We start from the raw sequence: 24,881 nt of genomic DNA, 5'->3' as shown, positions 1-24,881 counted from the left end.
CCCTGTTGGTTTTCGACCCTATTTACGGCATCAACGCGGTGGCGCGAAAACCTGAATCGCCTTTTCTCTGATCCCGAATACCGCTGGCGTTTTACCAATCAGCTCGCCATCGGCATTGATGTCGTGCGGCTTCGAAGTATGTAACGTCAGTTGTCTGGCGGAAAAGGCGCGGACTTTGCGCCAGCGACCGTGCGTTCCCTTGCGGATAAAGGGAATCAGCGCCACCATTTCCCACCAGTGGGACACCTCCAGGCTATACACATCCAGCCGACCATCATCAGGCGCGGCACTGTCTGCCACCGCCATGCCGCCGCCGTAGAAACGCCCGTTTCCCACCGACACCTGTACGGTTCTCACCCGCTCTTTGATGCCGTCATGCTCAATCTCGACACGGAAAGGACGGCTTTGCTTCAAAAGCTTGAAGGCCGCCAGCGCATAGCCTAACGTTCCCCAACGCTTTTTGGATTTCGCCGACAGCCCGCGCGCCAATGCCGCAGAAAACCCAATACTGGAAACGTTGAAGAACAGATGCCCGTTGACCTCACCCAAATCAACGGCGCGCCGCTGCCCGCTAGCGATAACCTGCACGGCCTGCCGAATCTCTCGGGGGATCCCCACCGTACGGGCAAAGTCATTCGCCGTCCCTAATGGCAGCACGCCCAGCGGCAAGCCAGTATCCACCAGGCCGGGTGCGGCAGAATTCAGCGTGCCATCGCCACCGCCGATAATGACAAAATCCACCCGACCCGCATACGCACGTATAATATCGCTGCATGAACCCGTCTCTTTTTCATCCGGTTCGACGATGCTGATCTGGCTTTGCTGTAACAATTCTTTCACATAGCGTGCTGAGGAATCGCCATTCCGCGCATGTTTATTAATCAATAAAAGCGCTGTTGGGCCTGATTCCTTCGCTGCTGAATAATGGCTCATGGTCATCCACACAACGTTATCGTTTGATTAAATCTAACCATAGGGATAATCAAACCAACAAGAGAGCTTTAACAAGCCCACAATTAAATACAAAACATTACGTTCCAGCAATCTGCCGCTAATACTTCCGCACAGGAACCACTATACTGAATCCAATAAGTCAGCGATTCCTTTACCCGCTGTGCCATACCGTCATTCCAGTAAAACGTTGCAGCACTATTTTTACGTAAAAACAGAAGCTTATTCACCTATCTCGGCAATAACTCTCTGGGGATATTATTTTGCAGACTGGATTCATCAATAACGCCCGCTGGCTAGACAAAACACGCGCAATCATAATACTCGGCTCCATGCTGCTCACCGCCTTTCTGGTTATCAGCTGGACCAGCTATGAAGTGGCTAGAGAATCACTGGAAGAAGAAATCGAAGAAAATACCCTGCCGCTGACCAGTGATAACGTTTATTCGGAAATCCAGCAGGACTTGTTAAAACCGATCTTTATTTCGTCGCTAATGGCGCACGATACCTTTTTACGCGACTGGGTACTAAAAGACGAAAGCGATCCGCAGGCCCTGTTCCGCTATCTGAAAGAGATCGATCGCCGCTTCAACACCGTATTTTCTTTTTTCATTTCTGATAAAACCGGGCTCTATTACGATCAGCAGCGCATCCTGAAAACCGTCTCGGAATCGTCCCCTGACGATCAATGGTATTTCCAGCACAAAGCGCTATCGGATGACATGCCTTACGTTGTCGATCTCCGCGTCGATCCTGAAGAGCGCACGCGTCTGGACATCTTCATCAACCATAAGGTCATGGATTATGAAAACAATTTCATTGGTATTACCGGCGTAGGCATACCCGTTGATCGCGTTAAACACCTGATTGAAAAATACGAACAACGCTATAATCGGACAATCTATTTCATTGATAAAGAAGGCAACATTACGCTACATGGAGAAAGTTACGCGCGCTCGCTAAAAATTCAAGAACAGGAAGGACTGAACCGGATCGCGACCACGATTTTAACCTCCCCCGGCGGCGCTTACGCATATCAGTCAAACGGAGAACATATTTTCCTCAACACCCGTTTAATCCCTGAATTCGGCTGGTATTTGATGGTTGAGCAAACCAGTCACCCCAGTGAAAAACGGCTGTTCACCACATTGCTAAAAAATCTGGGCATCAGCACGTTTGTCAGCGTCCTTTTTCTGTTTCTGCTGTGGTTGACGATTGGCGGATATCAACGCCGTCTGGAACAGATGGCGACGACCGATAAATTAACGGGCCTCATGAACCGTCAGGCGTTTGATTATTTATTTCGCCGTCTTGGGACGAAAAATGCCTTACAGCACAAGTCGCTCTCCATTATTCTGATTGATATTGACCACTTTAAGAAAATTAATGACAAGTACGGCCACAACGTCGGCGATCTGGTTTTAAAAGAGATTTCCGCCATCCTATCGGCCAATACCCGTTCCAGCGATCAATCCTGCCGTTGGGGAGGAGAAGAGTTCGTCATTTTGCTCGACGATTGCGATATCAACGCCGCACAGCAGCGCGCAGAGGCCCTACGTCAGAGTATTGAGATCACGCATATTCCCTACCGTGAAGGAATAATTCAGGTAACAGCCAGCTGCGGCGTCGCTGAATATAGGGCGGGCGAAACGCTAAATACGCTGATTAACCGCGCCGATATCGCGCTCTATCAGGCAAAACAGCAAGGGCGTAATCAGGTAGTGAGCGCCGCGTAATAGCGCGCCATCAATAGAAAGGTAACGGGGAGCACTATGTCTCCCCCGTTATTTCATCCTACATCGTCAAACAGGCTTTTCAGCCACTAAATGCCATCATCTTTCGTCTGCACCCAAAACGCATGCACCAACCCAGGAAAATAACCTAACAGCGTCAGAATAATATTCAGAATAAATGCCCCACCGATGCCTTTCCCCAGTAACACGCCCAACGGTGGCAGGAGAATAGTCAGTACAATACGCCAAAATCCCATATCAACCTCCGTAACGTGATGATTCCTTATGAAAGTAGTTCAGCACATGGGATTTGTCAGTACGGGACGAGATGATTGAGAGTAATCTTTGCAGAGCCGTTCCCCCATCACATGTGCACCTGAATGCAGAGTGCCAACTTACAAAGGATCAATCATGAAAAAGCGAGCCATTGCTCTTTTTGCGCTACTGCCTATCACTCAAGCCACTGCCGCAGATTGTGGCAACGCCAACACACAGTTGGAGATGAGCCAGTGTGCGGCTAATGAATATAAAAAAGTGGATGGTGAACTTAATCGGCTGTATCAGGATGTCGTAAAACGCCTGGTGATTGAAGAACACAAGGCGTTGCTCAAGTCAGCACAGAGAAAATGGATCGCGTACCGCGACGCTGACTGTGAGTTTCAGACCTTCCCAACAACCGGAGGATCGGTGCATGGCATGGTGTATTCCCAGTGCCTGACGCAGAAAACCGCCGAGCGCGTGGAAGAATTTAAAAGCATGCTACGTTGTGAAGAAGGGGATTTGAGCTGTCCGCTTTAAGCCACTGCCAAGTGTGGAAAGCGTCACAGACTCAATGCGAGGTAAGTGTTTGAATAGCGGTGGAGAGACGGGGGATTTACACCCCGGTAGCGTTGCCCGACTCCAGTTTTCGAGACTGGCCCGTTCAGCCGCTCCAACGTCTCTCCGTTTAGCAGTTGCCATGATGCCTACTTTTACGGCATGTTAACAGCACCCGCCCTCGCCTTTAAATTCAAGTGACGACTGAACGAGCAATAACAATGATTAAATGGCCGTGGAAAAACACTCAACCTCAGGTGCAGACGCTTGAACACTGGCACGCTGCGATGTCCATCCCGCTTCTCGCGCCGTTGAGCGACGAAGAGCGCCAGCAGTTGGTCGCCCTTGCCGATCAGTTTCTGAAGCAAAAGCGTCTGATTCCGTTGCAGGAGCTGGTGTTGACGGACATTATGCAGCAGCGCATCGCCCTGCTGTTTTCCCTGCCGGTGCTGTCGCTGGGAATGGATGCGCTGGATGGCTTCCATGAAGTTCTGATTTACCCCGGCCCGTTTATTGTTGAGGAAGAGTGGCAGGATGACATCGGGCTCGTGCATAAGGGGAAAATGGTGCAATCCGGCCAAAGCTGGGATCAGGGGCCGATTGTCCTCAACTGGCAGGAAGTGCAGGATTCCTTCGACCTCTCCGGTTTCAACCTCATCATTCATGAAGTCGCGCACAAACTGGACATCCGCAGCAGCGGCGAAGCGACGGGCGTTCCCCTTATCCCTCTGCGTGAGATTGCTGCGTGGGAACAGCATCTGCACGGCGCGATGGATGCCATGCAGGAAGAAATCGATTTGGTGGGCGAAGATGCCGCCAGCATGGATCCCTACGCCGTCCACGATCCGGCAGAATGCTTTGCGGTGCTGTCGGAATACTTCTTCAGCGCCCCCGAACTTCTCGACGCGCGTTTCCCCGATCTGTACCGCTGCTTCCAAAAGTTCTATCGGCAGGATCCGCTCACCCGTCTAAAAAACTGGCAAAGCAGTACCCATTACCGCGCGCCATCCATTTACTAACCCATAAAAAAACAGCGAATTGTACACAGCCTAAACAGTCAGACGATAAAGCTGATTTTGCCGTTGACAGTACCGCGGGTGGCGGATATCATGCGCCCCGTTCACACGATTCCTCTGTAGTTCAGTCGGTAGAACGGCGGACTGTTAATCCGTATGTCACTGGTTCGAGTCCAGTCAGAGGAGCCAAATTCTTGTTTTCATGCCTCTTTGCGAATCCTTATACGATTTAGATTCAATAGGTTAGCGTGAAAAGTCTTCCCGATGTATTTTCAGTTTACCCTCCGCATCGGGAGAATTTGGTGGTCAGATTTGGGGTCTTTCCGGTTCGATAATGGAGTGACCCGCATATGTCCCTTAACGACTCAAAAATCCGCAACTTAAAACCACCTGTTACCCCCATAAAACTATCCGATTCACACGGCCTATATCTTCACGTTAAACCTACTGGTTCGCGTCTCTGGTACTTCAGATACTATTTTTTTGGCAAAGAGACCCGCATAGCGTTGGGCGCTTATCCGTTAATCAGTCTGTCAGAAGCACGCCAGAAGCGTGATGAACTCCGTAAACTACTGGCGCAAAATATCAACCCAGCTCAGCAACGTGCCGCTGAAAAAGCAGCTCGTTCTCCTGCAAAGAGTTTCAAGACCGTGGCATTGAGCTGGCATAAAAGCAACCGAACATGGTCAGAAAATCATGCCATCCGTCTGCTTGCTAGCATGAACAACCATATCTTCCCGATAATTGGACACTTGCCAGTCACAGAACTGAAAACTCGCCACTTCATCAACCTGCTGAAAGGGATTGAGAAAAAAGGTTTGCTGGAAGTGGCGGCACGAACCCGACAGCATATGTGCAACATCATGCGTCATGCCGTGCATCAGGAGTTGATAGAGCACAACCCGGCGGCAAATCTGGACGGGATAATCGCCCCTCCCGTTAAACGCCACTACCCTGCCCTTCCATTGGAACGACTGCCAGAGCTGTTGACTAGCATTGAGGACTACAAGCAAGGGAGAGAATTAACCCGTTTGGCAGTCTCACTCACCCTGCACCTGTTCATCCGTTCCAGCGAATTGCGCTTTGCCCGTTGGTCTGAGATCGATTTCAGAAACAAAATCTGGACCATTCCAGCCACCCGCGAAGCCATCCCCGGTGTCCGCTACTCTGGGCGTGGGGCGAAAATGCGCACGCCGCATATCGTTCCCCTCTCCCGTCAGTCCATCGCTATTCTGAAACAGATACGGGAAATATCCGGGCATCAGGAGCTGATATTCCCCGGTGACCATAATCCGTATAAACCAATGTGCGAAAACACGGTCAACAAGGCGCTGCGCTTGATGGGTTATGACACAAAAGATGAAATCTGTGGCCACGGATTCAGAGCTATGGCCTGTAGTGCGCTAATGGAGTCTGGCCTATGGTCGCAGGATGCCGTTGAACGTCAAATGAGCCATCAGGAACGCAATAGCGTTCGAGCGGCTTACATCCATAAAGCTGAATATCTCGATGCCCGTAAAGCAATGATGCAATGGTGGTCGGATTATCTGGATACCAATCGAGAAGGATATGTTGCGCCATACATTTATGCTCAAAAACATAAGACAGCTGGAGCTGCCTGATCGATAACACCCTTAAGAGCAGATCCTGATCAAAGGATCTGCTTTTCGGACTGCGAGAAGTTTTTTCCCTCAGCATTTCACAAAAAATCTAGAAACGTCAGGAAATTACTCAGGCCGGATACAGGAATGAAGGGTCTATTGCGGGGTAATCAACAACGTAGAATTAGGGTTACTTTTCTTATAACGATGGTACTGCAAGATTAGCGTTGCGAGATCTTCATCGACAGCATAAAAATAGGCTTCCGGCACATCCAGCACCGCCGCAAAACGGCAAACCAGACCAAAATCCGGCGAACTGACTTCCCTTTCATATTGGCTTACGCGGGAACTCGACGTCTCTTCATCCAGCCCAGCGAGACAACCGAGCTCGACCTGTTTTAATCCTGCATTCACTCGCGCCAGTCTTAATCGTTTACCAATCACGGCATTACCTGCTTCGCAGATTAACATAAGCCGATTATCGCCGTTCCCGCTATGCCTCTCTTAAAGTGGTTCTTCACCTAGTAAATTTAAAATTTATTTTTGGTTATTTTAAACCCAAAAATAAAGATTTAATTCATTGAGAGTAGGAATAATTAAATTTAGAAGGGTAAATGCACAGGAATTGAACACCAGATGCATTAGGGCACCAACCTTACTGAGGTGTGATGAGCAGCGTGGAGTTTGGGTTGGCTTTCTTGAAACGGTGATACTGTAAGATCAAGGTGGCGAGATCGTCATCGACAGCATAGAAATACGCTTCAGGAACATCCAGCACTGTAGCAAACCGAGAAACCAACCCAAAATCTGGCGCACTGATTTCTCTTTCATATTGGCTCACACGAGAGCTTGCTGTTTCCTCATCCAGACCAGCTAGACAGCCGAGCTCTGTCTGCTTTAATCCCTTATTCACTCGGGCTAGTCTTAATCGCTTACCAATCACGGTGTTATCCACGGTACTGATCAACATAGACTGATTATCGCTTCTCTCGGTAAGCCCTTCTTAAAGCATTTCTTTCCTAAATAAATTTTATCTTTATTTTTGATTGTTTTTTACACCATAATAAAGATATAGTTTACTGGAAGAAGTAAAGTTTCAATCCAAGAGGAGGAAGTATGAACATTGAACAACAGAAACAACGAATGGACTGGCATCCTGCCGATATCATTGCAGCCCTGCGCAAACGAAAGACGACGTTAGCAGCCGTATCACGTGAGGCGGGTCTTAGTTCATCAACGCTTGCAAATGCACTAAACCGACCCTGGCCGAAAGGTGAACGACTGATCGCCGACGCACTGGGCATTCCAGCGAGTGAAATCTGGCCGAATCGTTATTTCGATTCACAAGGGCAACGCATTGCGCGAGAAATTCGTCATAAAAACAATTAGATCACTTGCTGGGCTTAATCGCCAACAATCAGGGAATAACATTCTGGTCTCCACTCGATTCAATCATTCCGCATCATCAATTGGTTCGTTAGTTACTTCGAACCAATTGATATGCCCTGAATCAGGATATTTTCATTCCTTTTTGATGCGGAGCTTTGGCCGTATTGCTCTGAATAAAACCAGCAACACACAGAAAAAAAATCGACATGAGGAAGTTGACCCGTCTGCTGATAGCGTCCCAGTTGGAACATTTTTGTGACCACCAGCGAAAAGCGATTAATAACATCATCGTTATAATAACAACCTCTCATTAATCCTATTCCTCATTTTTAGAATCCTATCTATACGTCATGGCTGCATAAGGGAATGTTAGACACCTATGCATATATCATTTTCATATAAAGGAGATGAATCATGATAATGAAAAATAGGATGTTCAATACCAAAAGTGATGCATTTAACTGGATTACGATACCAGAAGCTATTGCGATAGCGACTCAGATAAGAAACTCACCGTTAACAGAAGCTGATATTTATCGCCATGCCTTATATGGTGACATCAACCTTTCGATCTACTTCCAATCTCCAGTCATCTTACGAAGAATCAAAACATCAAATGCTAAGGAAAAACTTAAGCCTATAGGCAATCATTTGATTAACCAGCTATGCATTCTCGAAAAAAACTGTTTTATCAATAACAGAAACTTAATCGTCACCACCGAGGGGAAATATACTTACCCCACTCAACAAGTGATTGATACAACGCTTATCGGCTATGAATATGTACTGGTTCAACGTTTGTTAGCGGGATCTCTGGGTATTCCACTACCTGTAATCGGAGAAAATCACGTTAACTATGGTCTTACTGTCAATATCGGCGACGATCACTTTCAAATATTTGAGAAAATCAGGTATCGAGAAAGGATAAAACAGCAAATCATGAGACTTCCTAAAAATATCGCATCACATATTACTGAAAAAATCCCATACCAGAAAACAAAGCAGTATAGCCATAGAGAATATTTTCCGATTCATGATTTGCCAAAGGATGCCTGTTTTGTCATCAAACATGCCGAACTTGAGAAATTAATTAATATGCCCGCCAAAAACGATACCTCTCCCCCCTCCTCGACACGTATATCCACTCCATTATCCAGACTGTTCTGGCTTGCCTGTAAAAACAATGAAGCTATCAGCCCATTAATTAGGCAACCTTATAAGCTTCTGTCCATCTTTGAACAATGGGCATCAGACGAAGGCATGACCGACCGATTCAGCGGCGATACGTTAAAGACGGCGCTTGAACGTGGTTCACCGACGTCCGTTTAGGCCCCTAATTAAAATGACATTACACGCTTCAATCTAAAACCCGTATTAAGGATTGTGGTGTCCGTAATACGGGCTCTTCAACTTTCACTCCTTTCCTCACTGTGTTTTTTTGTCATCTCCGGGCATATCCCATTTCTGCACTGGAGGTATTTATGACATCGCATCAGTTATTACGTCTGAAACAAGTGGAAGTAAAAACCGGCCTGAAACGCTCGCAAATCTACCTGTACATGAAAGAAGGAGCCTTTCCCTCTTCAATAAAGATTGGACCTGCCAGTGTGGCTTGGCTTGAATCTGAAATTGACGAATGGATTAACTTCAAATTAGCTAACCGCTTAACGCGCTGAAGGGAGATATAGCATTATGTTCCCCTCACTGAATTACGCGGTATTAACAAACGCCCTTGCCGCACTCAAGGAAGGTAATTTTCGTTATTGTGAAACGTTAGGATTCACATTCGACGAATTGAATGCCCTCAATCAGCTATCCCTCGACGAACTGTTTATCGTCAGCCGGGCATCCGCACAGTTTATGTCGATCACTGTCCGTCACGACGTTCTACAACAGATCCTGATGCTGTCCCACCAGGAAGCGCAACGCCAGCAGCAGATAAATCGCGCCGTCAGATTGGGAGGATCTATTGCACTCCTTAATCATTTTTTTGGCCTCACCTCGAATGAAGTCTGCGCTCGTCGCCGGTTGCTGGGTGTCACCATCCCTTATGGCCGAACACCTATCCCAGATGAAGCCATTGATGCAGAAATTTGGCTGTCATGGCAAAAGAAACGCACTGAAAACCTTGATACACCTGACGCACTGGAAGCAATCATGCAGGTTACTGAATCATTGTCTTCCCGCGAGAAAGGGCTTTCCCTGACCGCCGTCTGGAACCGTATCACCCTTTGTGAGAAAGAAGCACTGAACAGGAGGACATCGCATGCCAGATGAGATCGATCGCGATCAAGAATTTAATGAGCAACGTCTGGAAGAGATGATTGAACAGAACCGTTTCAAGCCAGCAACTACACCCTCATTACATTACTGTCGTTTGTGTGGTGAACCTATTCCCGAGAAGCGGAGAGAAACTCTGCCGGGCGTGACAACCTGTACGGAATGCCAGACTATTCTTGAGCGCCGTCAGCTATGATAACAAAATGACATTCGCGCAGAGAAGTTATCTTCTCTGCGCGTTTTTTTATTATCCGAATAAGTCACTATTCGTATTTTAAGCGGCAAAAGACTAACTTGAAAACTACTGCCATTATTACTTATAATTGCTGGCTAAATATAGTTCAAAACGCCGGAAGCCTCGACAGATCATTAAACTAAAACGAGAGCACCTACATTCATGCTCTCAATGTCTACATATCATATATGATCATGAATAATACATTTAATCATATCTCTTATTTTTTTATCTAATCGACAAAGCGGAGACCTTATATCATTCAAAATCCATTCCATGGGATATTCGCCCAATGAGCATAATTCACCTTCAATTGTTAATGATTCTGAATTACCCTCACTAAAATAAGGAATATCTATATACAGATCATCACAGTTTTTTCCATTTAGAGAAAAACACACTTTATACATTACCACATCAGAATGTGACATTTCGAAAAAACCCGATTTTGATTTTAATTCATATGCTTTTAATGGATCAAGCATTCTAACCCCATTAAATTCAAGACGTTGTTTACAATAAGGTCGGCTAAAATGAATGAAACAACTTTCGACGTATTTAACGATATTTTCAGAGTTCAAATCATCCTCACTGAATACAGGGCAATTATGAAATATGTATTCTGTACGATGTATTTTTTTAATGATTTTTTCGACAGTCTTAAATGATGCTATTGCATAGAAATCATTGCCAGACTTTCCGTCAGTATCATAAAAATAAATTTCAATTTTGTCTTTCAAATCCGGTTCATTAAGTTTGTGATCTGGTATTCTTAACTTAAAATTATGATGGCTGATAGAGTTTCGAAGACGTGTTATTATCCTGCTTACTGATGGATTTCCGTCCCCTTCATCTATAATTATGTCAAACTCGTCAACAAACCAAGCAGACTTTATTTTAGATGAACGTTTATTAGGAATTTTATCAGCTACTATTTCTTTGGCGACACCTAAGTTTAAACACATATAGGCAGCTATGGCTCCAAGCCCAAGCGGATATTTTATATTTCTTATGGCTTGTTGTTCATTAGGGTTATCTTTCCTGCCAGTTAGTACCTTGGGTAAATCATCTACAGTATTGATCAATCCAAGTGAAAAAAGATATTCGATATAAACGTCCTTAACGGATAACGTCTGTTTTTCTTTATTAAAGATAGCATCTTGAAAATGTTCAAGAAATTGCATAGTACATGAATAACTGGTCAATAAATCCAATGCTTCAAGTTTCGGATCAAAATCATCGACGTCAAATTTTTCTTTTAATGTCATCACTAGTTCCTTATTTATATTATGACATAATAAAATTTAAAGTAATTTAAGCCATTAGAACCAAAAATTAATAATTAAATCCCCATTGTAAAAGGGAAAAAACTGAATAAAAAAACTCAAAAAACATAGCCTTACCATCGTAACCTCTCAATTTTACCATTATTAAAAGTGGCATATGCATTTATCTTGTTGGTGATTTCCGTCTGAGCTGATTCTCATCGACAAAAACGCCGATGAAAACCAGCTCAACAGTAAATTTGTACAGAATACAGAACAAAGTTAACAACCTCCAATTTTGACACGAAGCTGTCGTCCGCTGTGGGCGAGTAGCGGACGTTACGCTCTTTATTGAAAACGAGTTCAGATCATATTAATTCCATACTTTCAAATTCTAAATAATGACATTTTCATAGCTTGATTCTAAAATAGCTTTTGGATTCTGGCTGTGATTGAGCTGTTCGCTCACATATTCAGAGACATGTTTCGATAAATAGTCTCGTAATAATTTATCAGTAATGAATGTGCAGTTATTTATCTTTTTAACTTCCTCTGATAAAGCTTTAATTAAATGGTATGTCCAGACCCCATGTTCTAATTTATCACAAGAAAATGAGCGTTCTCCAGTTTGGCAAGAAAGGAAAATACTATAACTAGGGAATTCACTTGCTATTAACATGAACTCTTCATCATCCATATTAAAAACAGTGTTTCTGTGACTGTCTCTTTGTAGGTGTTCTGCACAAGAATCAATAAATATCAGGGCATTTTTACAGTATGTGTCCTTCAGAGGGTCTAATAAAACCTCACGTAAAGATACCGTTGTGTCCAATAAGTTTGATGGATAAGTATCATAGGTAGTTAAGTAATTTGTAATACCATTATGAAATCCATGCCCTGCATAATAAAAAACCAAACGATCATTTTCTGTTAGTTGGAAAAATATTCCTTTCAAGCCATTCTTTAAATCAGCGCCCAAGGCCTGACTATCGTTGAATGAATAAATATCCTCCTCCTTCACATTCATATTGTTAATTAATAACTCTTTGAACGCTAGCGCATCATTATTTGCATATTTCACTGGTGAAATTGTTTTTTCACCTCTTTGGGCATAATTCTCGATAGATATTATGATGGCAAAAGTTCTTAAAATATTAGGGTGATTTAGGGTTATTTTATTAGTATCGCCTTTTTCTAAAATAGACGCACTCCCAGCTCTAATGTACTTCATATCATTCAATAGAACATTATGATTTTTTTGTTTTTCCACTTCAATTAAAAATATATTTTTACCTTCGGAATGCACCCACTCATAGTTAATCCTTGGGATATGTGACAACATTGAAATGGCTTTCTGAACCATTCCTACCACATCAATTCTTATATTTACCCCCACTATTTCCACTGAATCTGTTGTGATTTCTTTAATTCCAAATATGATTTTCCCTCCATCGGTATTTGCAAAAGATGCGATTACCCGTGCCATTTTTGCTGGAACAAATGGAATTACATCAAAATCTAAAACTTGAGACTTAGCTTTCAATGATGCTGTCAAATCGTTTGTAGAGACATTTACCTTTCTGATAGGTATTCTATTTATATCTAGTTGTGTAATTAATTGTCCTATACGTATTTGTCTAGGTGGAGTCTCGCCATCTTCATGCCAAAACTCCGCATCAGCATGTGATAACACATCAAACTCTGATCCATCATAAAGTATGACTTGATTGTTATCTGATGGTCTAGCAACTATTGCAATTTCATGCCCATTTTTTTTAATACCGCCAATGATACTATCAGTAATTTCATAATGGTTGGTACAATCATAATCGTTATGAGCACTAAGATACCTAAGAATACTTGCCATAGATCGAGAAATAATAGATTTTGTATATCTAAATTTTTCTAAATCAGCTTTACTCATATGGAGATATTCTGAAGATACTTTTTCATGTATTGCTAGTGATGATTTGGTTCCTGATATACTGGTAATTGTTTGATTTATTAAGTTTTTATTTTTATGCGCATGTTGACTTAAAATTTCTTCAGGGATAGTGATATCTTCTTGTGAAAAATATTTTTGTATCTCCTCAATTTTAGACCTAAGTAAAAAATCCAATTTTTTATCATGCCCTTGCAAACCTAAAAATCGACATAATTGAGTAGGTAATGTTAATAAAACACTATTTGAATACCAAGGATTTGTTACATACACCTCTTCTCCATCAAAATGAACATTTGTATCTTTTGTAAAATTTATCTCTGAATATTGTATTTTTAGTTCTGTGGCATGATTGATACTTAATTTATAGATATTTCGCCGTAAGTCTTCTAGCGCCCTTAATGTCTCAATATTATTATTTACACCATGCTCAATCCAAATTCTAAAATAAGGAAAAATGTTTGTTAAATGTTCTTCTAATTCAATACATTTAGATTCATCTATTGGAATTAGCTCAAAATCACTTTGTCTTAAGAATTGTATACCTAAGTAGTTCAATAGTTTTTCCAAATGAGGATGCTGCTGATTTTCAGCGTCAAGATTGATAAAACTAAACTGCTCTTGAAAGATTGATTCATTACCATCTATAAAATATTTTAAAGAATAACATTCGGTAAATTTATTGTGGGTATTTAATAATTTATTTGACTCACTCCATATTTTTACTATTTTAATCTCACTTCCTCCCCAATTTAGACATTGATTCAGGATATTCTTATAAATAAGATTAACTCTTTGGATGTTTACTTTTTTTACTACTCCCTCACTTTCTGTATCTTGCGAAATTTTAGTTAAAACAGTTAAGTAGTCTTTTAATTCCAGCTTAATATTAAATTCAAAAAAAGCACACCATTCAGGGGTAAGCTCTATACCATGAAATATCGGTAAGTAATTAGCACCTATATCTATAATTTCTTGAGTATTTAAAAAAATATGGGGGGATGAATAGCAATGACCATCAGTTGCTGGAATGCAAGCAATATTTTTCACATACCATGGAATATAGTTAACAACTGGGCTTCCGCTTATTTGTCCTGGCATTCCATAAAGCCCCCAAAATGCAGTAGCATGATTACTAATTATAGATGGCTCATTATTTGATATAAAATCTCGCCAAAATAAAAATGAAAATTTTATATTGCCTTGTATAGCCTCAAGGTAGCTTATAGTTATAAAATTCTTGAATGCATCAGAGCTAAAAATACGTTGGAATGGTTTGAACTTTTTATCATCAGCATAAAAATATGCTGAGTGATATCCTGCATTAATGAAATCATTTTTATTTATTTTTTGTGGGTAAAATATAATTTCCGTGTCATCTTTTACCCCCATCATTTTAAAAAAATGTTTCCAGCCACTTCGATTACCTTCATCCACACAATATGAATTATTCACAAAAACATCTAAATCTAAAATTTCTTCCATTGCGAATCTAGGGTCATAAAAATTAGATAAATGACATTCACTTGCTGGTTTTAAATTACCACTTTTTGTTAACAATCTAATTATTGACAATCGTTCAATTAGATCTCTTTTAAGTTCTCCTTTCTCATATAGACGAAACAAATCTTGTATAGCTGAAATGGCATTTTCACTCGTAATATATGTGTCAATATTAGGAATAATGATTTGCTCAATATAAGTTGTATCTGTTTTTTCGGTTACTCCTAAATTTTCTAGCCAGTTTTTTATATCTGGTTTATTACGAAGCCATATTTGTACATCTTCATGTACAAACGATAGAGTAGTTGTTTTGTCATTCCATTTCTTATCATCGGTTGATGGAAAGGATATTTGTTGAGGGACACACAATTCCTTTTTATGATCGAGAATAAAAGATATATTTTTCATATCTTCTGTCTTCAAATCAGTGAACTTTTCAAGATGAGTTAAATAGTGGAAATGATTTATTAACTCAATATTCTTCTTAGAGGAATGATTACTTTGAAAAAAAAATGAAGAAAGTAAGTCTGGCACATTTTTCCATTCAAAAGTTGTTGCTCCTAACTCCTTAAGTTTTTTTCCAAACCCTGTATTTGTAGTGAAATGTTTATCTTCTGCCGTTAATAATTTTTGGATTGGCTCTTCACCAACGAAATCCTTATCAGATAAAAACGTGAAATCTACGATAGCGTTTTTTACTTTTACTAACTTTCCATTTTTGACAGTTACAAAAGAAATTGTTTGCAAAGCTATATCCATAGCTTTGTTGAATTGTTCACCTAAAGTATCGCTAATAATTTTATTTGGAAGTAAGTTATACGCTTGAAATTGATATTCTGATTGAACCAATTCGGCTATCCACTCAAATAGTTTAGTGCCAATTTGTGTAAACAACCATTGGTTCCATACTGAACTGGCATGAAGAGACTCTCTATTTGCGGTAGTCAAAAAACTTGTATTCACTAAAACTGGGAAGTCATATTTTGTTTCATCTGTTGGCAAATAAGAATATAATAGTTTGTCTGTACGATGTAGTTTAACAATAGAGCCATCTTTTACTTGTGCAGATAACGTAAGATCTACTTTTTCAATATACTTAAATTTATCAGGAATATTTTGGTCATAAGATAGAGAATTTTTAATATCTTCAGGAAGAGAAATTTCAAAGGTTTTTGATAACCAAGTAGATTGACAATTATTATTACACCCTAAGTGAACTTTACCATTAGCATTCCTTTCTATCGAAACATTCACACTTCGTTCTGTGTCAAAAATAATATTAGAAATGTTTTTAAGAAAAAGATACATATTTGTTTTTTGAGAAAGTTCTTGAAGAGAATCTATGATGTCTTTATCATTTTTTAACTCAATAACTGTTGCAACGGTAGCTTTAATAGACCGAAGATACTCATGTATGTTTGTCTCTATCTCGTTTGACTGAAGATAAATTGGAATAATCTGCCAAGGATATTGAAATTTTCTATCATTTTCTTTTTCCCATTTATCCTGTGAGGATTCTTCCCACTGCCAGTTGTGTTTATAATTGACATCAAATTTAAAATACTCATTATTAGTAAAGACAATTACTTTCTGTGACTGCCCAAAAACAGATTTAAAGCCTATTCCTTTATAACCAGTTTTTGTAATATCAGATTTTTTTGTACCATTATTAATATTACAAATACCTTGGATATCTCTTTCATCAAACGGTTTTCCAGAATGCGCAACAATTAAATTATTTTCTATAATTTTTATCCATACATTAACGGATTTGCCATCAACAGCGGAGTCATCAGCATTTTGTAATAGTTCATAAATGAAACGTTTGGAGTCAGCATATAGGTCCTTTGATAAAGCATCCAGAGAATCTGCTTGATTCACGGCTTGATTAGGATTTGAATAATTAATATTATCTTGAAATGTTTTTACAACCTTTGCTTTTAAATTGATAATATTCTCTTGAGGTTTAGATGACATTCAATATATCCTTTTGTAATTCGATACTGCCAAATTATTCTAGCGTGTTGTTATTTAGCATAATATGCAGCACCTTTCTAAGATCCTATCTAAATAACGATTTAATATCTTTTCCAGCACAAGATTTTCTGTCAGATTAGGTATAATCATAAACTATAATAGTATCAAAGCAAATCCAACAAAACTCATTCATTATAAATAATTAGCACGCGAAATATTTTCTCTCTCATTCCCTTTTTGATTTTCTCATTCTCATCCTAACGCTGATATCGCACGCTAATCGCGTCACCTTCTACTGGTGAGCTTTATGGACGTTTATTCGTCCGGGCCGAGTATTGCTCTTTCAAAATATGAGTCGGGCTGTCACGCAACCACAATTCAGGGTGCCGCTGAATGTTCTCGCTGACCCGTTGAAACCGGAATGCAGAATCGGGATGTGATCAATTGAGTTAATTCACCATGACTTTTTATTAAAGGAAATAGAATGAGAAAACCTACCTATCACGTATTTGTCACGCAGGAAAACCAGCCCAATTCTAACGGAGAGAAAAACACGTACTGGACAAAGGTCGGCGTAGCGTTCGCTCATAACGGCAAACCTGGATTGAACATCGTACTGACACCCGGTATTGCTGTCTCCGGTAAGTTGGTGCTCCTGGAACCGAGAGACGATAGCGACATACCGCAAGCCCCCCAGCAAGATTAACACTCAATCTTCACGCACCTTTCCCCTGCCACCGACAGTCTGATGGCTACATGTGGCTAGACTTGTTACCGAGGCAACCATGCTTTCACCCACTGCTTTTATGGCGGCGGTCATGCAGTGTGCCGCTACTATTCACCCCTCCACCGCGTCTGATATGGCAAAAGTAGAATCCAGCTTTAATCCTTATGCCGTCGCTGAGATTGTGCCAAAGAAAGAGAGAACACCCGGCAGCGTAGGTGTCATTTCTCATCAGCCCACCAGCAAGCAAGCTGCCGTCAACATCATCAACCGGGTAAAGGAAAAAGGTCGCCGCTATTCGGTTGGGCTGATGCAAATCACCAGTACCAATTTCCGCCATTACGGCGTGACCGCCCATGACTTGTTAGACCCCTGCACCAATCTATCCATTTTTGAGCGCATCCTCACCGACTGCTACCAACGCGGTGGTACGCTGAGAAGAGCACTCAGTTGTTACTATTCCGGTAATTTCGATGCGGGTCAGCAGCCAGAATCTGCCTTTAACCAAACCAGCTATATCCAACGTATTGGCTATGTGGTCCCGTCAACGCGGGAAGATCTCCAGCACAGTACCACCAGCCAATCCAATTCAGAGATTCATTATCCAATCACCGTCCTACGCGGTGAGCTTACCGATAAAACCACACCGATTTTGACCTCCTTGCACTATCCCAACGCCATCCTTCGCGGCGATGTGTCCCTACCTGTAATTAATGAGGAGAAATGACGATGCAAAAACGTAAATACCGGCCTGCGTTTTCTTCCCTGTTGATATCGACCCAAACGCTGGCAGCCGGGAGCGGATTTAATAAAGCCAACGATACGCTGAATAATACCTCCACCGGTTTGCTCGGGCTGGCCGCCGTCACGATCACGCTGGCAACCATGTGGGTGGGCTACAAGGTGCTGTTTGACGGTAAAAGTTTGCATGACATGCGCAACGTCATTATCGGAGCCATCCTGATCGTCGGTGCATCGGGCTTTGGTGCCTATTGGGCATCCTAGGGGGAACCGATGACCACCCTGAACAAAGCGCTGACCCGCCCTGCCGCCATTATGGGTATCCCTCTCGTCCCGTTCGTGATCGTCAGCGGGGCTATCGTCCTGCTGTCGGTTTACACCAGCTATTACCTTGCCTTGTTATTAATCCCTGCCTGGCTGGAAATGAAGGCAAAAGCCCGAACGGATATTCATTATTTCGGACTGCTGTGGCTGGCCTTTAAAACCCGTGGGCGATTTGCCACCAATCGCCATTTCGGTGCCAGTGCCATGTTGGCAAGCCACTATGACGCCGTCGATGTTTCGGAGTTTACCGCTAAGATGAAATTAAACAAGCGCATCACGCTGGATAAATACATTCCTTACTCTTCGCACATTCACCCTCACATCATAAGAAATCGCGCCGGTGATTTAGTCGCTAGCTGGGAATTGGGCGGTACTGTGTTTGAATGTGAGGATGAACATCATCTGACACTGCTGACAAGCCACCTTAACAACCTGATCCGCTCGTATGAAGGGCTACCGATCACCTTCTATATTCACCGCATACGGGAGCAATATCAGGATGGCTTTGAGGCCAGTTCGGTCATCCCCTTTTCGGATGAAGTTACTGAACACTATTACCAGCCACTAAAAGAGAAACCGCTTTGGCGACACCGACTATTTTTTACCGTCTGTTATGTCCCATTCTCCACACTGGAGAAAAAAATCATGAAGACGCAGCCCGCCGGAAAAAGGAAAGCGGCGCTGGATGATGCTCTGAAAGGGATGCTGGAGCACCATGAAGCTATCCACACCGCCCTGTCGCGTTATGTGGCAATGCCATTGGGCCTCTATGAGGAGAAAGGTCGGGTTTACTCTTCGCAATTGGCTTTCTACCATCGCCTGATGACGGGAAAATGGCAGAATGTAGCGGTAACGCATACACCGTTTTATCACACACTCAGCACGCCGGATGTATTCTTCACTACCGATACCGCCGAATGTCAAATGGTCGGCGGTTCCCGCTTCTTCCGCAGTCTGGAAATTAAAGACTATTCACCGGAAACCTATACCGGCCTGCTGGATGCGCTGCTGTATGCCGAAAGCGAGTATGTACTGACGCAGTCTTTTACCTGTATGGCACGGGATGAAGCGCAAAATCATATCCGACTGGCGGAAAAACGGCTGAACGCAACCGACGATGACGCCATTTCACAGCGTGAAGAATTAATCGTCTTACGCGATCTGCTCCAGTCCGGGCATGTGTCTTGTGGCAAGTATCACTTCTCCCTTCTGGTCTCGTCCGCCAGCGCCGATCAGGTGGTAAAGGAGACCAATGCGCTGGCCCAGCCTTTTAACGACCTCGGCATCATGACATCCCTGTCCACGCTGTCGTTACCTGCCGCCTATCTGGCTCAACTCCCCGGCGTCTACTCGCTGCGACCGCGTCTGGTGGTGGTCAGTAGCCAGAACTACGCAGATATGGGGAGTCTGCATAACTTTCATCCTCACAAGCGTAATGGCAATCCGTGGGGTGAGGCTATCGCCATCCTGAAATCTCCCGGTGGTGGCGGTTATTATCTGAACGTGCATGACAGTCAGGCAGGACGGAATGACTTCAATGAGAAAACGCCGGGGAATACTGCCATCATCGGTAAAACCGGTTCAGGAAAGACCCTGCTGATGACGATGATGAAACAGTTGACGCAGAAGTACCGCAATCCGGCAACATTTTCCGCCTCTGCCACCATCAAACGGCTGACCACCGTTTACTTTGATAAAGACAGAGCGGCAGAGATGTCGATCCGCCAGATGGGAGGTCGTTACTTCCGAATCCGGACCGGTATCCCTACCGGATTTAACCCGTTCTCACTTCCGCCTACCCGGCGGAATATCAGCTTTATCAAGCGGCTGATCCGGATGCTGTGCCGTCGTGACAGTAAGCCACTCGATCCCCGCGATGAAGAGCGTATCAGCACTGCGGTGGACACCATCATGCTGGACTATCCGCCGGAATATCGCCGCTATGGTATTACCCGATTGCTGGAAGTGTTGCCCGAACCACCGACCAAAGAGGCACGAACTAACGGCCTGCGTATACGACTAAAACAGTGGGCGCAGGGTGGTGAATTCGGCTGGGTGTTCGATAACGAGGAGGACACGTTCAACATCAGCAATATTGATAATTTTGGTATCGACGGCACGGAATTCCTGGATGATGACGACATTCGCGGGCCGATCACCTTTTACCTGCTGTACCGCGTTACCAGCTTGTTGGATGGTCGCCGACTGGTGATGTTCATGGATGAGTTCTGGAAATGGCTGGCGGATGTCGAGTTTTCTAAATTCTCCCTCAATATGCTCAAGGTGATCCGCAAACTGAACGGCATTTTTATCCCCGCCACCCAGTCACCCGATGAAATCGTCAGGTATCCCATCGCTCCGGCGATCATTGAGCAGTGCAGCACGCAAATCTTTCTCGCTAACCCCAAAGCCAACCATGTGGATTACGTGGAGAAAATGAAAGTCCCTGAAAGCGTTTACGACATGGTTCGCAGCCTTGATCCCGGCGAGCATTATATGGTTGTCCTGAAAACACCACTACGTGCTGGTGAAACGCGCCCGTTTGTCGCCATGGCAAGGATGGATTTATCGGGCCTCGGGAACATCACCAAAATCCTGAGCGGCAGTGAAGACAACCTGAAAATATTTGATGCTATTTATCAGGAAGGCATGTCCCCTCAAGACTGGAAAGAAACGTTCCTTAACAACGCTATCTGATATTCACCTTGGAGGTCATCACCATGCAAACCAGAAAGATGTGTCTGGCGTTATCGCTATTGATGTCTACACCAGCGATAAGCGCCGGTATCCCGGTATTTGATGCCGCCAGTAATACCGAGTCGATTAACCAATGGGTACAGAAACTCCAGCAATGGCAGGACACAGTCACCCATTATAAAAGCGAGCTTGATGCCTATAAGCAGCAATTAGCGACCGCAACAGGTATACGAAATATTCAGGGATTTCTCATCGATGCTAAAAACCTAAAAAACGATATCGAACATCTCCGTAAAAATAGTATTTCACTGGATGACCTGCTGACCAACTCAAACGGTTATTATTCTTCTGACCTTCAGCGCCTATATAACAAATATCACTCGTTTGATATTTGTAATCAGTCCAGTTCATCGCAACGTTATCTTGAAAGTTGCAAACAACTTGTCCTCAATCAGGCAGTCTCAATTGAGAATACCAGCGATGTCCAAAACAAGATTAATAGCACATTAAACGATATATCAGACTTATCCGACCGCATAGCCAACGCCAAAGACTCGAAAGAGTCACAGGACTTGGCTAACGCGGTGGCAGCCAAAAGCGTACAATTGAATGCATTAACCAGCCAATGGGAAATGTCAGTCAAGCAGGCTGAACAGCGTGCCGCGATGTTGACTCTACAGCGGCAAAAAGCATTCAATGAACAACAACTCGCCGCTCCGATTCCTGACTTTAATTATTGAGAGGGTAAGAATGAAAACGTCACTTTGCATTTTTCCGATTATTTTAAGCTCATTATTTCTGGCGGGGTGTGACAACCCAAAATCAACGCAGTGGTACAAAGAACATCCGGATGAAATGAACCAGCGATATAAAGCGTGTGAATCATCCGGTGATGACTCCCAAGATTGCAAAAATGCACGAGAAGCGCGATTTGAACTCCGTCAGGAAATGCCAAGGTTCCCGATTTGAATTAAAGGGGTCATCTATGTCAGGTGGTATGTTTGTTGGAATGAACAACACGATCACTGACGGTTTACATGCCGTACTACGGGGACAAACCTCCGTGTACGGCGATATGGTAAGCGTTATCGCCGTCAGTTCCTTCACGTTATTTGTCACGTATCGGGGTTATCAAACCCTGGCTGGAAAACTCCAAACGCCTGTAGAAGATGTCATATGGGATGTCGGGCGAATGTTATTAATCATGACATTCGTTTTAAATCTCGATGGCTGGCTGGATTTAGCCATTTCTTCCATTAACGGATTAACTGACGGCGTCAGCGGTGATGACAATGTCTGGGTGTTACTGGATACCGTCTGGGCGAAAGCGCAAACGATAGGACAAAAGCTTTATCAACAGGATGATTCCACCTATGTAAAACTCAACGGCGGTATTGCCCAACTGCTGGTCTGGGGAGGTGCAATCGTCACTCTGCTATTTGGTTCGGCAGTTAACCTGTTAGCCGGAATTATCATTGTATTAATGACCACCACTGCACCGTTATTTATTTTCTGCCTGCTGTATGGATTCCTTATTCCAATGTTTAACAACTGGCTGAAAATTATCTTCACGGTGATCCTGACGATTATGTTTTCCGCGTTATCCATCAGGATTGTCATTAATTATCTCAATGGCTTATTAGATAAAGCGGTTAACTTTGCAGATAGCGCCAATATCATCACACTGGGTGTTCAGTGCTGCGTTGCGGGTGTTATTTCCGGCGTCATTATCTGGTTTTCAGCCAAAATCGCGAATGCATTAGGTGGCGTTGCCGTTCAAGCAGCACTACAGGGTGCCGCTATGGGCGGCCTACGTGGGCTGGCGAAACCATCTTCTGACGTAGCGAAACCGGTCATGAAAGCCGGTGCGACAGGTGCGCGACTTGCGACAAAAGCGGGCGTCAGCGCCGCTACTGCAACAGGTTCACTTATCGCCGCAGGCACCAGCAAAGCCCTATCCGCATGGCAAAAACGTGCGGCGTCTATCGATAGCATGAAGCGTTTCAACCAACAGCGTAACCGCTAATCTCCTCCTAACGCAGTCTCTCCACCGCGTGCCGTGGCAACCGCCGCCGGTACGGCATTTCTGTCTTCGACAAACACAGGAATCAATATGAAATCCAGCCTCATCTTTCTGATGCTATGCGTCCTCATGGGCTGCGCACAGCGTCAGCACGATCTCCCGCCAGTATCTGGCGATCCCCAACCGGTTAATTCTCCCGCGATTATTCAGGAGCTGACAAAGCATGTCTGAAACAGAAAGCATCATTGCGTCATCCCGCGCCTTTGAATCTGTCCTGCTGGAAAAGGATGAACGGGAAAAAAAGATGGCGTGGCGAATAGCGGCCATAGGGTTTGCTCTGGCCGCAATGGCGATCACCGCACTGATTATTCTGCTACCGCTGAAAACCACCGAAATCGAATTATGGTCGGTGGATAAACAGACCGGACGTTATGAATATATGACCCGGATTAAAGAGCAGAGTATTTCCGCAGAGAAAGCACTGGCTCAGGCGTTAGCGGGCGCATTATGTCAGGCTCCGCGAGGGCTATAACTATTTTGCTCTCCAGCGCGATTACGACGATGTGCAGTTATTCAATAGCGACAGCGTGAACCGGGATTATCTCGACGGTTTTAACAGCAATCAGGCACCCGATATCATTTTCAATAAAGCGGAATATGTCGTGTCTATTGACATTATTTCCAACGTTCACCGCGACTGCTACAGCACCTGACCATCTGGCGACTCTACGCATTAAACGGACTATCCGCCGCATTGTCGATAACTCGGTTAAAACAGATGTCTGGAATATCCGACTGACTTATCGCTATCTCCCCCGCAAACAACTCACAGACAGCCAGCGAGAAGTGAACCCGCTGGGTTCATCGTGACCAGCTATCAACGCGATAAAGAACTAAGGGCGAATAATGCTGAAAACAACCGTGATCTTGTGTCTCCTTCTGATGTCATCCACAGCCTGGAGCGCGGCGATACCGCGCAGCAGCACGTATGACAGCCGAATGCAGAATGTCACCTATAACAGCCAAAATGCGACTATCGTCAACACCCGCCCGGCTACCTCACCACACTCCTGTTTGATGACGATGAAGAAGTCATCGACGCGCAGGCGGGGTTTCCTAAGGGCTGGGAAGTCACAAAAGCGATAACCGGGTCGGTATCAGCCCAAACCCTATCACCAGCGGTAACCGATGATAACGGCAACAACGTCAATAAAGTGTTTCTGCCAACGGCGAGCGAGTGGAGAACCAATCTCTTTGTCGTGACATCGAAGCCGCGATTACAGTCTGGAACTGAACGTACTGGAGAATGACTCGCCTTCACAGGCCTTTATTATTCGTTTTCGCTATCCGGATGTCGAGCGCAGGCGATCAGAGGCAGCCAGCGCAGCGCGTCTGAAACTCCTGCGTGAAACACAGGAAAAGCAGCAGATAGAAACGGCATTTGAGCAGTCAACCACGCCGCGTAACTGGCTCTATACCAAGCGAGTCGCAGCCGGTTCAACGTCCATTGCACCGGATTTCGCTTACGATGATGGCCGCTTTATCTATCTCGGTTTTTCTCCCGTCAAAATCCTTCCATCGATCTTCCGGATCATTAACGGGCAGGAACCAGACCGTAACACCCCGCATAGCCAAACATGGAAACTACACAGTCGTCGTTCGTG

Annotated in this window: 23 protein-coding genes, 2 tRNA genes and 2 pseudogenes; 20 read left to right on the top strand and 7 right to left on the bottom strand. The window is 43.8% G+C overall.

Going from position 1 to position 24,881, the window contains the following annotated elements:
- Positions 1-30 precede the first annotated feature (30 nt).
- On the bottom strand, positions 31-939 hold the full coding sequence (locus H4F65_RS00135; RefSeq protein ID WP_039316060.1) for a lipid kinase: 909 nt from the start codon (positions 937-939) through the stop codon (positions 31-33).
- Between the two features lie 275 nt (positions 940-1,214).
- Here H4F65_RS00135 and H4F65_RS00130 point away from each other — a divergent pair, with 275 nt between their 5' ends.
- Entirely contained in the window at positions 1,215-2,687 is a 1,473-nt protein-coding gene (locus H4F65_RS00130) for a sensor domain-containing diguanylate cyclase (RefSeq protein WP_010280859.1), read from the top strand.
- A gap of 86 nt (positions 2,688-2,773) precedes the next feature.
- Here the strand turns inward: H4F65_RS00130 and H4F65_RS00125 are convergent, their stop codons facing one another.
- Entirely contained in the window at positions 2,774-2,941 is a 168-nt protein-coding gene (locus H4F65_RS00125; protein WP_010280855.1) for a YqaE/Pmp3 family membrane protein, read from the bottom strand.
- Between the two features lie 154 nt (positions 2,942-3,095).
- On the opposite strand from H4F65_RS00125, the gene H4F65_RS00120 reads away from it, so the two are divergent.
- Positions 3,096-3,482 (top strand): lysozyme inhibitor LprI family protein, encoded by a 387-nt coding sequence (locus H4F65_RS00120; RefSeq protein ID WP_010280853.1) that lies wholly within the window; start codon positions 3,096-3,098, stop codon positions 3,480-3,482.
- A 60-nt stretch (positions 3,483-3,542) separates the two neighbouring features.
- Here H4F65_RS00120 and H4F65_RS00115 read toward each other — a convergent pair.
- Positions 3,543-3,628 (bottom strand) — tRNA-Ser (locus H4F65_RS00115).
- 93 nt (positions 3,629-3,721) lie between these two features.
- Here H4F65_RS00115 and mtfA point away from each other — a divergent pair.
- The 3 genes from mtfA to H4F65_RS00100 all read left to right on the top strand — a co-directional run bounded on the left by mtfA (position 3,722) and on the right by H4F65_RS00100 (position 6,138).
- Positions 3,722-4,519, top strand: coding sequence for a DgsA anti-repressor MtfA (mtfA, locus tag H4F65_RS00110; protein ID WP_010280851.1), 798 nt, complete (start codon positions 3,722-3,724; stop codon positions 4,517-4,519).
- Between the two features lie 110 nt (positions 4,520-4,629).
- A tRNA-Asn gene (locus H4F65_RS00105) sits at positions 4,630-4,705 on the top strand.
- Positions 4,706-4,866: 161 nt separating this feature from the next.
- Positions 4,867-6,138: a tyrosine-type recombinase/integrase gene (locus H4F65_RS00100; RefSeq protein ID WP_039320638.1), complete on the top strand. Its 1,272-nt coding sequence runs from the start codon at positions 4,867-4,869 to the stop codon at positions 6,136-6,138.
- Between the two features lie 135 nt (positions 6,139-6,273).
- Here the strand turns inward: H4F65_RS00100 and H4F65_RS00095 are convergent, their stop codons facing one another.
- The gene (locus tag H4F65_RS00095; protein ID WP_025918867.1) at positions 6,274-6,588 is read right to left on the bottom strand and encodes a helix-turn-helix domain-containing protein; all 315 of its coding nucleotides are present in this window, start codon (positions 6,586-6,588) and stop codon (positions 6,274-6,276) included.
- A 184-nt stretch (positions 6,589-6,772) separates the two neighbouring features.
- Positions 6,773-7,087: a helix-turn-helix domain-containing protein gene (locus H4F65_RS00090; protein WP_039320636.1), complete on the bottom strand. Its 315-nt coding sequence runs from the start codon at positions 7,085-7,087 to the stop codon at positions 6,773-6,775.
- A gap of 146 nt (positions 7,088-7,233) precedes the next feature.
- Between H4F65_RS00090 and H4F65_RS00085 the strand changes: the two genes are divergently transcribed.
- The 5 genes from H4F65_RS00085 to H4F65_RS00065 all read left to right on the top strand — a co-directional run bounded on the left by H4F65_RS00085 (position 7,234) and on the right by H4F65_RS00065 (position 9,982).
- Positions 7,234-7,506, top strand: coding sequence for a helix-turn-helix domain-containing protein (locus H4F65_RS00085; protein ID WP_010287774.1), 273 nt, complete (start codon positions 7,234-7,236; stop codon positions 7,504-7,506).
- Positions 7,507-7,920: 414 nt separating this feature from the next.
- A complete protein-coding gene (locus H4F65_RS00080) occupies positions 7,921-8,835 on the top strand; it encodes a hypothetical protein (RefSeq protein ID WP_159398229.1) in 915 nt (304 codons plus the stop codon).
- 152 nt (positions 8,836-8,987) lie between these two features.
- Positions 8,988-9,182, top strand: a complete 195-nt coding sequence (locus H4F65_RS00075; protein ID WP_039320955.1) for an AlpA family transcriptional regulator — start codon at positions 8,988-8,990, stop codon at positions 9,180-9,182.
- A 16-nt stretch (positions 9,183-9,198) separates the two neighbouring features.
- On the top strand, positions 9,199-9,783 hold the full coding sequence (locus H4F65_RS00070; protein WP_094431318.1) for a DUF2857 domain-containing protein: 585 nt from the start codon (positions 9,199-9,201) through the stop codon (positions 9,781-9,783).
- On the top strand, positions 9,773-9,982 hold the full coding sequence (locus H4F65_RS00065; protein WP_039320771.1) for a TraR/DksA family transcriptional regulator: 210 nt from the start codon (positions 9,773-9,775) through the stop codon (positions 9,980-9,982). The genes H4F65_RS00070 and H4F65_RS00065 overlap by 11 nt, the downstream gene beginning before the upstream one ends.
- Positions 9,983-10,203: 221 nt before the next feature.
- On the opposite strand, the gene H4F65_RS00060 is transcribed toward H4F65_RS00065, so the two are convergent.
- Entirely contained in the window at positions 10,204-11,289 is a 1,086-nt protein-coding gene (locus H4F65_RS00060; RefSeq protein ID WP_010286976.1) for a hypothetical protein, read from the bottom strand.
- Between the two features lie 391 nt (positions 11,290-11,680).
- Positions 11,681-16,708: a sacsin N-terminal ATP-binding-like domain-containing protein gene (locus H4F65_RS00055; RefSeq protein WP_010286975.1), complete on the bottom strand. Its 5,028-nt coding sequence runs from the start codon at positions 16,706-16,708 to the stop codon at positions 11,681-11,683.
- Positions 16,709-17,192: 484 nt separating this feature from the next.
- On the opposite strand from H4F65_RS00055, the gene H4F65_RS00050 reads away from it, so the two are divergent.
- The 10 genes and pseudogenes from H4F65_RS00050 to H4F65_RS22090 all read left to right on the top strand — a co-directional run.
- On the top strand, positions 17,193-17,414 hold the full coding sequence (locus H4F65_RS00050; RefSeq protein WP_010287603.1) for a hypothetical protein: 222 nt from the start codon (positions 17,193-17,195) through the stop codon (positions 17,412-17,414).
- A 79-nt stretch (positions 17,415-17,493) separates the two neighbouring features.
- A complete protein-coding gene (locus H4F65_RS00045; protein ID WP_010287598.1) occupies positions 17,494-18,159 on the top strand; it encodes a lytic transglycosylase domain-containing protein in 666 nt (221 codons plus the stop codon).
- Positions 18,156-18,437, top strand: a complete 282-nt coding sequence (locus H4F65_RS00040; protein WP_010287596.1) for a TrbC/VirB2 family protein — start codon at positions 18,156-18,158, stop codon at positions 18,435-18,437. The genes H4F65_RS00045 and H4F65_RS00040 overlap by 4 nt, the downstream gene beginning before the upstream one ends.
- A gap of 9 nt (positions 18,438-18,446) precedes the next feature.
- Positions 18,447-21,194 (top strand): VirB4 family type IV secretion/conjugal transfer ATPase, encoded by a 2,748-nt coding sequence (locus tag H4F65_RS00035; protein WP_159398228.1) that lies wholly within the window; start codon positions 18,447-18,449, stop codon positions 21,192-21,194.
- Between the two features lie 23 nt (positions 21,195-21,217).
- The gene (locus tag H4F65_RS00030) at positions 21,218-21,934 is read left to right on the top strand and encodes a TrbJ/VirB5 family protein (RefSeq protein WP_010287000.1); all 717 of its coding nucleotides are present in this window, start codon (positions 21,218-21,220) and stop codon (positions 21,932-21,934) included.
- A gap of 10 nt (positions 21,935-21,944) precedes the next feature.
- Positions 21,945-22,163, top strand: a complete 219-nt coding sequence (locus H4F65_RS00025) for an EexN family lipoprotein (protein WP_240350767.1) — start codon at positions 21,945-21,947, stop codon at positions 22,161-22,163.
- 16 nt (positions 22,164-22,179) lie between these two features.
- Positions 22,180-23,220 (top strand): TrbL/VirB6 family protein, encoded by a 1,041-nt coding sequence (locus H4F65_RS00020; protein ID WP_010286997.1) that lies wholly within the window; start codon positions 22,180-22,182, stop codon positions 23,218-23,220.
- Between the two features lie 87 nt (positions 23,221-23,307).
- Positions 23,308-23,448, top strand: a complete 141-nt coding sequence (locus H4F65_RS00015) for a hypothetical protein (RefSeq protein ID WP_010286996.1) — start codon at positions 23,308-23,310, stop codon at positions 23,446-23,448.
- A pseudogene (locus H4F65_RS00010) lies at positions 23,441-24,116 on the top strand (VirB8 family type IV secretion system protein); the annotation flags it as partial. The gene H4F65_RS00015 and the pseudogene H4F65_RS00010, both read left to right, overlap by 8 nt.
- Before the next feature lie 171 nt (positions 24,117-24,287).
- Positions 24,288-24,881: pseudogene (locus H4F65_RS22090) on the top strand (TrbG/VirB9 family P-type conjugative transfer protein); the annotation flags it as partial.

The organism is Pectobacterium brasiliense (assembly GCF_016950255.1).
Classification (GTDB): domain Bacteria; phylum Pseudomonadota; class Gammaproteobacteria; order Enterobacterales; family Enterobacteriaceae; genus Pectobacterium; species Pectobacterium brasiliense.
The sequence above is the reverse complement of the archived record's forward strand: the minus strand, read 5'-3'. Positions and strand labels throughout refer to the sequence as shown.